General features: G+C 36.2%; 8 protein-coding genes. 7 read left to right on the top strand and 1 reads right to left on the bottom strand.

The annotated features are described in order from the left end of the window. Window positions 1–104: 104 nt before the first annotated feature. Complete coding sequence (locus tag C8J95_RS11130; protein ID WP_107808408.1) at window positions 105–2,597, top strand: ATP-dependent Clp protease ATP-binding subunit; 2,493 nt, start codon at window positions 105–107, stop codon at window positions 2,595–2,597. Window positions 2,598–2,647: 50 nt separating this feature from the next. Here the strand turns inward: C8J95_RS11130 and tssD are convergent, their stop codons facing one another. Next, window positions 2,648–3,055 carry a type VI secretion system tube protein TssD gene (gene tssD, locus C8J95_RS11125; RefSeq protein WP_065083390.1) on the bottom strand — a complete coding sequence of 136 codons (408 nt, stop codon included), beginning with the start codon at window positions 3,053–3,055 and terminating at the stop codon, window positions 2,648–2,650. 271 nt (window positions 3,056–3,326) lie between these two features. Here tssD and C8J95_RS11120 point away from each other — a divergent pair, with 271 nt between their 5' ends. From C8J95_RS11120 to C8J95_RS11095, 6 genes are read left to right on the top strand one after another with little or no spacing between them, the layout of a single operon-like run. Next, complete coding sequence (locus C8J95_RS11120) at window positions 3,327–5,300, top strand: type VI secretion system Vgr family protein (protein ID WP_107808407.1); 1,974 nt, start codon at window positions 3,327–3,329, stop codon at window positions 5,298–5,300. Between the two features lie 2 nt (window positions 5,301–5,302). Next, window positions 5,303–6,949 (top strand): DUF2235 domain-containing protein, encoded by a 1,647-nt coding sequence (locus tag C8J95_RS11115; protein WP_107808406.1) that lies wholly within the window; start codon window positions 5,303–5,305, stop codon window positions 6,947–6,949. Between the two features lie 55 nt (window positions 6,950–7,004). After that, entirely contained in the window at window positions 7,005–8,015 is a 1,011-nt protein-coding gene (locus C8J95_RS11110; protein ID WP_255412785.1) for a DUF2931 family protein, read from the top strand. A gap of 25 nt (window positions 8,016–8,040) precedes the next feature. Then, window positions 8,041–9,018, top strand: a complete 978-nt coding sequence (locus tag C8J95_RS11105; protein WP_107808404.1) for a hypothetical protein — start codon at window positions 8,041–8,043, stop codon at window positions 9,016–9,018. 32 nt (window positions 9,019–9,050) lie between these two features. Beyond that, window positions 9,051–9,518 carry a DUF4280 domain-containing protein gene (locus C8J95_RS11100; RefSeq protein ID WP_107808403.1) on the top strand — a complete coding sequence of 156 codons (468 nt, stop codon included), beginning with the start codon at window positions 9,051–9,053 and terminating at the stop codon, window positions 9,516–9,518. 18 nt (window positions 9,519–9,536) lie between these two features. Beyond that, a complete protein-coding gene (locus tag C8J95_RS11095) occupies window positions 9,537–12,596 on the top strand; it encodes a hypothetical protein (RefSeq protein ID WP_107808402.1) in 3,060 nt (1,019 codons plus the stop codon). Window positions 12,597–12,671: the final 75 nt, after the last annotated feature.

Genomic DNA, 12,671 nt, shown 5'->3' with positions numbered 1-12,671 from the left:
TTTCATAATAAAACATGAGGTTCCTCTCTTTTTTCCAATGTAAGAAATATCTTGAATTTTATTTCTTTCTGGAAGACATACCACATCAAATCAATAAAATATAAATGAGTGTATTAATTTCAAATGAAACTGTTAAACAGTTATTTCATATAGCCCAGTCTATTGCCAGGGAAAATTATAATTCTACTTATGGAGCTCCGCATCTTTTGCAAGCTTCTGTGCATCAGGATATAGGACTTCGCGAATTTTTACAAAGCATAGAAAAAGATCCGGGGTATTTATACGATTGGGCAGATGTACGTATCGAGGATTATCCCAAAACGGCTCATTTGCCACAAGAAGTTGAAGCAGCAGATCATGTAAACGAGATTTTATCTCAGGCTGATGATATCCGCATAAAGCTAGGACTGGATGAGGTTACTCCGGTTTGTGTTTTAGCCAGTATTGTAAAGCCGCATGTTGTGTATGATTCGCAGGAACTAAAATCACTTCCGCTTCGGGAACACGAAATATTAAACCATTATCGCGGAAATAAAGTAAATTCTCAGGAAAATGGGGATGATATGCCGAGTTCTCCTTCCTACGAAAAACAATCCTTTCCCTCCATAAACAGCTACTGTGTGGACAAAACACTGGATGCTGCTCAGGGAAAACTAGATCATATTATCGGAAGAGATAAAGAATTAAGAACCCTTATAGAAATTCTTTGCAGAAGAAGTAAACCCAATGTTATTATTGTGGGAGAACCCGGAGTTGGGAAAACGGCTTTAATAGAAGGATTTGCCCAGGAAATTAATAAAGGTAATGTGCCGGAATTATTAAAAAATGCAACTCTGTTAGAGCTGGATACCGGAGCATTATTGGCAGGAACTTCCTATAAGGGAGAAATAGAAGATCGACTGAAAAAAGTAATTAATGAATGTAAAAAAATAGATAAAGCCGTTTTATTTATTGATGAAATTCATGCCCTTTTAGATAGCAGAGGTAGCGCAGGAAACGTAGCCAATTTGCTAAAACCGGAACTTGCCAGAGGCGAAATTACCGTAATAGGGGCTACAACTCAGGAGGAATACCGTAAGATTATTGAACCTGAAAGAGCCTTCAATAGACGTTTTGAAGTTTTATTGGTAGAAGAACCTGATGATGCTACCTGTGTCAAAATGATCGAGGTACTATTAGATGGGTACAAAGATCATCATCAAGTTGAGGTTGAAAAATCTGCACTTTCTGAATGTGTACGCCTTTCCAAGAGATATGCAAAAGGTAAGAAGCTGCCAGACGCAGCTATAGATTTATTGGACAGAACAATGGCTGCAATCAAGATGCTTGATGAGCTTTCTGAAAATGAACTTGCAAAATGGAAAGAAGAATATGATGTCCTTTTGAAACAGGAATATCTGGATGAAAAAGACTTACTGGACGAATTAGTATGGCACTACAGGCTTTTACAAGATAGGTTAAGTCCTATTTTATGGGGTTCCTTATCCGAGCAACATCAGGTAGACAGTTCCATGAATGTTGAGGAAGTAAAGAAGATCATCGAAGATACTTATACAGAGCTTCAGCAGCAAGCAGGAGTAAAACGAGAGAAAGTTGGTAAACTTGAACTGGCTGCTGTAATGGCTGCTAAAACAGGAATTCCAATTGGAAAAATACAGGCGCAGGAAAAGGAAAAACTAATCAATATGGAGTCCTTACTCTTAAAAAGAGTTGTAGGGCAGGATCATGCACTAAAGATATTATCCGATGCTATTGTTGAGAACAGAAGTGGTCTTAATAAGCCGGGGCAGCCTATTGGTTCGTTCTTTTTATTAGGACCTACAGGTACCGGGAAAACTGAGTTAGCTAAATCAATTGCCGAGCTTCTTTTTAATGACGAAAAAGCGATGGTTCGTTTTGATATGTCTGAATTTAAAGAAGAGCATTCAGCTGCTTTATTATATGGAGCGCCTCCGGGCTATGTTGGCTATGAGGAAGGCGGAATGCTGGTGAACAAAATCAGACAACAGCCTTATACCGTAGTATTATTTGATGAGATAGAAAAAGCACATCAATCTGTGTTTGATGTATTCCTTCAGATAATGGACGAGGGTAAAGTCCATGATAAGCTAGGAAAAGAAGGTGATTTTAGTAATGCATTGATTCTCTTTACTTCGAATATTGGTAGTGAAGAAATTGTAAGAAAATTTGAAGAAGGGATAACACCAGAATCTAAAACTCTGATGCAGATAATGTCGGATTCAGGAAAGTTCCGTCCGGAATTTTTAGCACGTATTACCGAGATTATTCCTTTTGCACCAATTACAGAACATGTAGCAGAGCGTATATTCAGAATTCAGTTAAAATCCCTGATTCAGTCTCTTACCAGATTGGGCATTGATTTTGAAATTTCGGATGCTGCTGTACATCATTTAGCTGTTAATGGCTTTAGCAGCAGATATGGAGCCAGACAAATTTCGGGTGTAATTCGGACCCAGCTTGCCCGTCCAATTTCCAAAAAGATTGTAAGGGAAGAGGTTAAGGCTGGTCAGATTATTAAAGTTGACTGGTCCACAGAGTCTGAAACATTAAACTGGGAAATAAAAGACCATATATAAAAAAAGCGGAACCTAGGTTCCGCTGATTTTTGTTTTTACCTAAGAAAATCTTAGTTAGTTGGCCAGATACCATCGTAAGCACCACCACCATAAGTGATTTTCTCAGCGCTGATAACGAAGCTCACCAACATGTTGTTACTGTCGATAGCATCAAAATCAACTTCGTGCTGGATTACATATCCGTTTTCCCAGTTAAGTTTGATAAGAGTTCCTTCCTCATGAGACTTGTTGAATGTAACTTCACCAGAAGTTGGTTTGTATTTACCATTCAATAGAGATTCGATGATGTCAGATTTCTCAGTTGCTTCTACAGTGATTTTGATAATCGCATTAGAAGGATCAGAAGCGACTCTACCTGAAACGTCAGTAGAACGTGCTACGCTGTAGTTAAGTTTTAATACTTTTTGGTCAGTACCATTGTTGAATTTTAGAAGAGCTCTTGAATTGTTTGCAGCCATAATTTCTAGTATTTAATAGTTAAAGATTGATATTTTGATTTCAGTGTTATAGTAAATTTTCATTTCTGTTAAGCCAAAGATATAAGGCTTTTATCAATTGAAAATCAATAAATTCGGAAAAGATTGAAATTGTAGTAATTCTACGATTTTATATGATTTTCAAAAAAAGTACATTTGTTTAGTACATTGGAGAAGTATATTTTGTACGTAATGAAATGTATATTCTTCAATTGAAAAAATAAAAATATAAAACCCTCAAATCCCAATATGTATGAAAAAGAATGGCCAACCGGAAGACGTGTTTTTTTCTCCTCCAAAATTTGCACCGGACAATAATGCAGACGGAATAAAAGAGAACCATCACTCGGGTATTAACAGACTCGTAAAGCTTTCTATAGTAGTTGATGGGCAGGTAATAAAATACTACAAGCATTTTAAATTAAAGCAAAGTGCAAAGGGACATCATTATTTTGAGCTAACTCTTGCTCATGATGCTTTAGGTGAAAGACAAGATCATCAGTTAGGTCAGGCGAATCAGTTTTTGGGGAACCGTCTTACGGTTAAAATGATGTATAAGGATATCGCGTCTAGCCCGGAGCGTGTATTTGTAGGTGTTATTACTCAGGTAGGGTTCAGTCAGGATAGCCATAGTTTAGGGAATATTGTATTAAAAGGTTACAGCCCGACTATTCTGTTGGATGCAGCACCTCATACCCAAAGTTTCGGGGGAGGTCAGCCTGTTAATATGGGGATTATAGCAACGAATGTGATCAAGCAGGGTATTGATAGTAGTAAATACGATGTACGTGTAGATGCCAAAGCATCTTCGCAGATATTATATAGTGCTCAGTATGATGAGACGCACTACAATTACTTAGCAAGAATGGCAGAAGCCTATGGTGAGCAGTTTTATTATGATGGAGAGGTGCTTCATTTTGGTAATATGCCACCACAGAATAAGCCTATAGAACTTACTTACGGTAGTAATGTAACCGATGTAAATGTAGAATTAAAAGCGGTACATCTTAAACCTGAATACTACGGTTATAACAGTAGTAGTAATACAAAACTAACTTCTGGAGAAACCTCCATTAATCATAAAAGTGATTTGGCTCAGAAAGCTTATCAGAAGAATAAAGGGATTTTCACAACCCCATCTTTACGTATTGCTCCAATCAAGGCAGTTACGGATATGGATGTGGTGAATTCACAAACCAGTACTTCAGGCAGCCAGGCGGTAGAAGTCTTTACCGTGTCCGGGGGAACAACGGTGCCTTTTCTATATCCTGGATGTGTTTCGGATCTAAAGATGCGTAAGCAGGACAGCAATCAGACCAGTTATTTTACAAGACTTATGGTCACTGAAGTTACTCATGAAGTGGATACTTTGGGACATTATACGGGACATTTTGAAGCTATAGCCTCTGATACTGGTTACATGCCCAAGCCAGAGTTTGTAATACCTATAGCTCAACCACAAATTGCTACAGTAATCTCTAATACTGATCCTGAAAGTCAGGGTAGAGTGACCGTCAAATTCGATTGGCAGCAAAGTGATACCACTAACTTTATCCGTATGATGAGTCCTGATGCAGGTGGTACGGATCAGATCACCCAGAATCGTGGTTATGTAGCGATACCAGAAGTAGGAGATCAGGTGATGGTAGGATTTGTACATAACCATCCGGACAGACCTTTTGTAATGGGCGGTATTTTCCATGGCGGAACAGGCCTTGGAGGAGGTGTTAACAATCATTTGAAATCTATACAAACCCGAAGTGGAATAAAGGTTCTGATGAATGATGCCGAGGGAAGTGTAAATATTATCGATCCAAGTGGTAATACTTATTTCATGGACGGAAAAGGAAATATAACTGTAACCGCTCCAAAGGATATGAACTTTAATGCCGGAGCAAATTTAAATATTTCAGTTGGACAGAATATGACCACTACAGTGGGTGCCAATCAAAGCAATACTATTGGAATGAACAAAGTAGATAATATCACGATGAATCATAACGAGAGTGTCGGGGCAATGAAAAATATGGCAATCGGTGCTAATTTTATGACCAATGTAACCGGAAAGCTTACTCATTATGTAAAAGGTGATATGGAAACCTTTGGAGAAAAAGAACATCGATTGACAAGCTTGAAGGGGGTAGAGGTAAACAGCAAAGGAAATGTGGAACATCATGCTGAAAAAGAGGTGATGAATAATAGTGGAGAGAAATCTAAAAGCCAATAAGAATGAGTATTGAGTATTTTGTAGAAGGTAAGATACTTACACAGACTGAAGGTAATAACACTACTTTTTCTAAAGAAGGAATTGTACATAACAGTACGCAGTATGTTAATCAGAAAGGAGCAGATACAGGAGTAAGTTATAATTCTCCAAAGACTGTTCACCCTAATGATAAACCAATTAATACCGTAGATGTAAGTCTTAATCTTTTCTTCGATGGGACTTTTAATAATAAAACAAACGTACAGGAAGGGATGCAAAAAGATCCTTCTAAGCGAAAAGGAAGTTATGATAATGATTTTAGCAATGTAGCAAGAGGCTACGATGCTATTGATGCAAATGCAGAAAATCAGGTTTCATGGTATATTGAGGGTATAGGAACTGTAGATTCCAAAACAGACAATGACACTTTGGGACTGCCTGCACGTGGTGGTGGACTTGGTGTAGGAGAGCGGGGAATTGCAGCTAAAGTAACAAAAGGATGCATTAAAGGTGCTGAGGCGCTGAGAACTAAATACAGAGGAAAAGTTATTAATGTTTTAACCGTAAATGTATATGGATTTAGTCGTGGTGCAGCAGCAGCAAGACACTTTATGCATGTAGCTACAAATGCACCAACAACACAAAAGCTTAGTAAAAATAAATTACAAATATACCCTCCTGAGGTATTTGAAAAATCTGATAAAGAGGAGCGTTCGGAACAGTTTTTTGTTTTAGAAAAAACAGATTCTCACCTTATGAATTATGGATATTTCGGCGCTTGTTTGCTAAAAAACGAACTTGTTGTTAACCAGGTGAAATTCAATTTTGTGGGACTATATGATACGGTAGCGTCTTTTGGTATTAACCATAAGGGTTTTAGTCTTTTTGGTATGAGTATTATTGATAGTGATGCTGAGCAATTAGGCCTTAATGCTGTTAAAAACGGATCGTTTGTATTTCAAATAGCTTCTGCGGATGAATATCGAGATAATTTTAGTCTTACCAATATAGAGAGTGCAGGAATAAAAGGGTTGCAGATTACGCTTCCCGGTGTACACTCTGATATTGGTGGCGGATATGGAGATAAAGAGAAAAATAAAGTATTGCTTTATGTTGAAAGAGGAGGCAGTACTGTATGTGATAAATTCCGGAAAATCTTAATAGAGGAGGGCTGGTTCAAAGACTCTAACAATGAAATATGGATAGAACAGGATGCTATTCATCCGAGTAATGTAAGTCCTCAATACAAGCTTTGGGGAGAAAGAACGTTATCTAATCATTACGATAAAGTATCACTATTCCATATGTTTGAGTTTTCGAAACAATTTAATGTAAAGTATAATCCTAGTATTGAAAAGGATAATAGTATTACAGATAATTTTATTCTAAAAATCAGCAGTCAGCTTCTGGGTTACATTCAAAAGTGTAACGAACTTCGAAATAAATATGTAAACCTATACAATGAGGGGGCTAATCCATCTGATCAGCAATATGTGAAGACCGCAAAAGAATACTCATATTTGGACTCATTTATTAATATGGAGGATCTTAAAAAACTAAGGCGAGAGTATCTGCATTGGTCGTCCAATATGGCTACTTTCGGAATGGGACCTCGTGAATCAGGAGCCTTGACTAACTCACAACGCAAAAGGTATATCATAGATGGATAAATTTAAAATCATTATATTTTTATTGGGAATTCTCCCACTTATTAACTGTCAGAAAATGAAAAACGAAAAGCCCATGCCATCTTATAATGTGCAGATTTCGCACCCGGGGAATAACTATCTTATAACTCCGGTAGAGGATAATATTATAACGTTGGAAGGAACATTTGCTCATTTACCTTATGGCAGTTCTTCAGGAATCTGGGGGAATTCCGGAAAAGGATTTACTGAACAGCAAGGGACACCTATAGGTGTTAATATCGTTTATTTTTCCAGATATGAAGATGCTTTTTATCACCTTAAAGTTGATTTTCCAAAAGATAAAGTACAGGATCTGGTGCAAAGAGCCTATGCCAATGCAGAATCTAAATCTTCAACTAAACCTTTAAAAGAATATATCAATACAACTCAGGAGCCTGACTATGACAAAACTTATAATGGTTTAGGAAAGTCCTATGATAAATTCAGTGACCTTATTTTTGGATTTGCTCCCAATGGTATGGTGGTAGTATGGTTGGGCTTTGGTCCCACACAAATTGAACTTGGAAAATATACTGCTGAGCGTATTAAGGATGATAAAATATATGCTGATAAACTGTTTTCAAAGATTTCTCAGACAAGAGAAGAGATTAAGAAAGATATGTTTATAGAAGGAGCTTCTTCAAAACAATGGGAGGATTACAGGACGCTTTATAAATGGTCACCAAGAATAAGTTCTGAGAATAAAGGTTTCCGATTGTTTAATGTAAATGTTGATTATTATAATGCAGAAAGAGAAACAATGCTTCGTCCATGGGTAGAGAATATACCGATAAAAGATAGAGCTATTCCTAAGGAGGTCACTTTCTTTTGGGAAACTGCAAAGGGAGAATCTTTTGAAGGGCGTGCATTTTTTGATTGGCAAAAGACAAATGAAGCTTTTAAAAAAGCTGGTAATAGTTTAAAACTGGAGCTTAAAATTGCGCCCGATAATAATAATTATGAAATTCTCTTAAACGGAGAGTCTTTTAAGGCAGATAGTCTAAGAGTATACAACAGTAATTTTACATTTAAAGAATCTTATAAATAATTATAAATAAGCCGATTTTTTTTAAATGGTTAGTACGGATAAAGAATATGTGAAAATAAGAATTGACGGAATTCTTAATCTGGAGGAAATTTCCAGAAGCTATGAAATGACAAGTAAGGAACTTATGGAATTTCATAATAAGCACTGTGCGCTTCACGAACTTTTGACATTAACATTGCCTAAATATATTGAGCATTTATATATTCCTGAAAGAGCTTTTAAAAAACAAGAAAGTAATCAGCTTAAAAGTACAAAGCTGGATTTACCAAATACCGAGAGTACAAAAGTATATGGTGTTATAGTGAAGTTTTTTCCAAAAGAATTACAACTTCATTATAAGATAAATGTAAAGAGAACACAAAATATAATAGAATTAGTAAAAGAAAAAACTTATATAAACAATCAGGAAATAACTAAGGTTGTTGAGCAAATCTTTGAAAAGGCAGAACAAGCTCTTTACCCGTTGAAAATTATTACGGATCACAATGGAGATTTATTAAAAATTGATAATTCTGAACAAATTGCGGAAAGGTGGACCTCGAAATATCTGCCTATGCTCAGGGAATATTATGTTTCTGAATCTGCTGAGGAGATTATAGATGAGCTGGATAAAGCACTTAAAGATGTTGATGCAAAAAGGAATATGCTGACAAAAAATATATTTTATAGATTGTTTTGTTTGCCGGTATATCAGAGTTATCCTGACTTTTTTAAAAAAGATATACTTCATATCTATTTTCCGGGAATACCTGGTGAAATTTCTTATGAAGTTGAATATAAATTAGGAAAGAATTATACAAGAGGAAATAAAATTGTATTGGAAATAAAAGGTAATGAAGAGGAGAGTATGCTCAATCTTAACGCTCAAAAAGGATGCATAGACTTATCTTATAAGTTGCATAAAGAAACAAAAACTTTATTTTCCATTACTGGAGTAGTATCGGCTTTTGATCATGATATTGAGCAAAAAATTGAATTCCAGCTCTATGAACTGAATTCTTAATAAATTTTAAAGAACACTAAAAACACCAAAATATGAGTGAAAAACATTTAGTCTGTCAAGGAGCGCTGTGTATGTGCAATTTTGGTACTGCGCCAGATAAGCTTAAAGTGAAAACTCAGAGCAAACGCTATATTAATGATAAAGATGGAGCAAGTAAGCTTATGGCTACCCATATGGATATTGGTAAAACATTTGAAAAAAATATGTTTGGCAGTTGCAGCAAACTGAACAATAACCCATGTCAGGTTAGCGTTACAGAATGGAGTGGTTTTTATGATAAAATAACCTTGGAAGATAATAAAGGTAAAGCCTTGCTTGAAGATAGTAAAGCGACATGTCCTATCGGGAGTAAAGATTGTATAACAATTATAAATCACGGACAGACTGCTGAAGTAAGTACCCAGAATGTTGAAAATGCGGATAAAGAAGTTGTGATGTCATTGGTACCTTTTGCAAACATTGGTCAGGATATTCGAAAAACAGATAGGTTAGAAGCATAATATTAAGAAACTTGACAGATGGAAATTAATAAGCTAACAGCAATAATATTAGAGCCTGCGAAGTCGTATTTTAATGAATATTATCGGACATTATCTATCGGGGAAGATCAAAGCTTTGTTATTGGTATAAAGGAATATGAAGAGGAGAGAAAGAAAATTGAAGATAAATTAAAAGCAGTCCAAAAAGATAAGGATACAATAGAACTCGATTCGAAAATAGAGAGAGAAAAATTATATAAACAGGCTACTGATCGCTTTGATCAGGGAGGTGAATGGACAAAGGCTGAAACCTACCAAGGCAAGAAAGTATCTCATGCCGAGGTAACCTATAATGAGAACCTTAAAGCTGCAGAAAAAAAAGCAGAAGCGCTAAAGGCCAAAAAGGATAAAGAACTCAAAAAGGTTCAGGATGAGCTTAAAGATCTCGAAAAGAAATATGATGATATCCTTTGGGTATGGGAGTTGGCACAAAAGAGAAGTCATGTGCCTACTGGTGCAAATGAATCAATATTGAAGGGGCAAAAAAGGATGAGGCTAAAATTAAGCAGGCATCTACATGGTGGTGGTTTTGTATGGATAGAGCCTTTTCATGAAAATACCAGGCCAACAGGAAGTGCCAAAAATGGTATTTATGCTCATACGGAAGGTGGAGTACCGGATATTATCACTGCGGAATGGTATGGGAAAAACCCTTCACAGATTCCTGTAAAAATAACTCAGCCTGTAGCTCCAATGACTCAGGTGCAACTTCATATTTATACTAAAAGTTTGTATGGTGTAGATTTTCGCGTAGAATTAAAAGCTAATGGTAAGACTCTTAAAGCTAATGAATATATGCTGGGACTTACGGTATATGCAAATAAGAAAGGAGAAAAGACAAAAGATCCGGAAGCTAAAATAAAAATAGAGGATTCTAAAGACATGTTTTATACCGAGGCGGATATTTATGATTATTCGGCCCCCTCGAGTATTCAGCCCCCAGCTGGTGCTATGACAGGACATTTAACTGGAGGTTTGGATAATAGTGTATCTTGGGTTCCTAATGTACAAAAGGCGGTGCTGAATCTTTATATTGACCCTGCTTGGTGTGGGCTTGGAGAAAAAAAAATAATTATCAAACCAACGTTTCATTTTAGTGGTAAAACCAAAGCATTAGAAATTCCTTTGGAAGTGAATTGCAGTTTGAAACCTAACATTGAAATGCCTGTTCCTGGAAATAAAGCGGTTTTTGTAGATAATATAGAAACTTCTATGCAGGCCTTCCATCCATGCGGATATAACTTTTTTAAAATAAGTGACGGTGACAGAGAAATAGATTTACTGGAAGATAAATCTACTTCACCTATTGATATTTTTGAATTGGTAGCAGGTACCTCCAATAATACTCGTGATATTACAATTAAGCTCGATGCGGAGACAACGGAATGTTCCTATGATGGAAGTCCTGATGATCATGAAGGTCATGTAATTGAAATTTCAGAATACCCCGAAAAGAAGACTGAGGAAAATGCAAAAGAAAAAGAAAAAAGCAGTATATCAGGCAGCAGTAAGGTAAAAGCACAGATAGGAGATAAAAAGAATCATGTTGCTGTTAAAGAAGAGTTAGGCTTTGAAGGCAAATTAGAGATTTATACTAAAACTGATAAAGAGCTGAAATTTAAGTCTAGGTTTATATATGATCTTAGACCTTTTACTTTGGCAGGAATTCAGGTAGATCCTATTTTTAGATATTTTTGGTTAGGAAATGGAGTTCCAACAAATACCTATCTAGTAAAGACTCATACATGCAGATATCAGCAAAACCTAAGCATAAAAACCTATCCTGATATTGCATGGAGTTTAAAGTTATCTTATAAAAATTCTACAGTTGAGAAAGAATTATGGGGGAATCAAAGATATGCAAATACTGATAAAGCAAGGTTTAAGAGAGAGCCTCAAAAGTGGATGCCTGCAGGAGATGGTAAAAGTATAGGGATTTCTTTAGGCGCAAAATGGGATAAGAGTAATGAGTATGACGCTACAGCTGATATCACCAAACAGGTTCAAAAACTTCTGGATAGCCTTGGTGTTATAGGCAAGTTTGTTAATTCCGTTTTTTTAGGTGGAGAAAATAAAAAACAGGAAGGCTATCAGGAGCCTACAGCTGAGCAACAGGCTGCTTTAGATAGTGTGGCCGATAAAGAAAAAAGAGAATTAGAGAAAACCAGAAGGTACCTAAATGATGCTCGTGCCAGACGTGATAGTGCAGTAACAGATAAAGAAAAGAAAAAAGCACAAAAAGATTTTGATAATCTTCAACGTAGAGTCGATAGCCAATCTAAAGCTTATAATTTAAAATTGACTCGTTCTATTGTAAAAATAGAAGTACAATGGCCTCAACTAGATGCACAGTTTGAATGGAGTCTCGAGAATATCAAAACTCACGGACCTTATTACAATCAGACAGGAGTTATTTTACAAGGAGCTTTAGAACTTACCCCTTTAATAGGGCTTACCGCTACACTCGACTTTTTAGCATTGGCACAGCGTGCTCATCCTGTAGCTTTAGCACTTATTGCAGCCGCTGATATTACAATGGCTCTTATTGGAGACGGAAGCCAGATTACTTGTAATTTAACTGCAGCAGGAACTTTTGGAGGAAAAGTTCAGGGCTTTTTAAATACTAAGACCAAAGAAAATAGTTTCAATAAAGCAGATCGTAATACGAAGGATAAACAAGTTGCTGAGCTTAAGTGTGATCTTGAGTTTAAATTGGAAATCTCAATTAAAATAAAATTGGAAAAGAAAAAACTCTTTGTAAAAGTAACTTTAACAGGAGAGCTTGGTGCTGAAGCTACAGCTAAATGGACAGGAAGAGCACCTATAGATGCAGATGATTATGGTTGGTATATTGCTCCGGAAATGACATTTGAGGGGCTTGAAGTAAAAGGATATGCTAATGTTGAAGGTCAGATAGGTGACAAAGATGATACCTGGGGATCTGCAAAAAGTACGAATGAAATCAAATGGCAGGCAATAGATGCTTGGAAAGAGCCAAAACAATGGGGGAAATTCTATTTCCCATCGAAAAAAGAATAGCAATCATATGAAAATGTATAAATATTTAATTTTAATTATCAGTTTAATGAGCCTGCAGAGTTGTGGGCAAAACAC

Origin of the sequence: Elizabethkingia sp. YR214, from assembly GCF_003058195.1 — a bacterium.
In the GTDB taxonomy this organism is placed as follows: domain Bacteria; phylum Bacteroidota; class Bacteroidia; order Flavobacteriales; family Weeksellaceae; genus Elizabethkingia.
Note: the sequence above shows the minus strand (reverse complement) of the source record. Positions and strands in the feature narration are given on the sequence as shown.

What these genes read in the sequence shown, in the direction of transcription:
- C8J95_RS11130 (WP_107808408.1), top strand. Translation starts at nt 105, where the DNA reads ATGAGTGTATTAATTTCAAATGAAACTGTTAAACAGTTATTTCATATA.
- tssD (WP_065083390.1), bottom strand. Translation starts at nt 3,055, where the DNA reads ATGGCTGCAAACAATTCAAGAGCTCTTCTAAAATTCAACAATGGTACT.
- C8J95_RS11120 (WP_107808407.1), top strand. Translation starts at nt 3,327, where the DNA reads ATGAAAAAGAATGGCCAACCGGAAGACGTGTTTTTTTCTCCTCCAAAA.
- C8J95_RS11115 (WP_107808406.1), top strand. Translation starts at nt 5,303, where the DNA reads ATGAGTATTGAGTATTTTGTAGAAGGTAAGATACTTACACAGACTGAA.
- C8J95_RS11110 (WP_255412785.1), top strand. Translation starts at nt 7,005, where the DNA reads ATGAAAAACGAAAAGCCCATGCCATCTTATAATGTGCAGATTTCGCAC.
- C8J95_RS11105 (WP_107808404.1), top strand. Translation starts at nt 8,041, where the DNA reads ATGGTTAGTACGGATAAAGAATATGTGAAAATAAGAATTGACGGAATT.
- C8J95_RS11100 (WP_107808403.1), top strand. Translation starts at nt 9,051, where the DNA reads ATGAGTGAAAAACATTTAGTCTGTCAAGGAGCGCTGTGTATGTGCAAT.
- C8J95_RS11095 (WP_107808402.1), top strand. Translation starts at nt 9,537, where the DNA reads ATGGAAATTAATAAGCTAACAGCAATAATATTAGAGCCTGCGAAGTCG.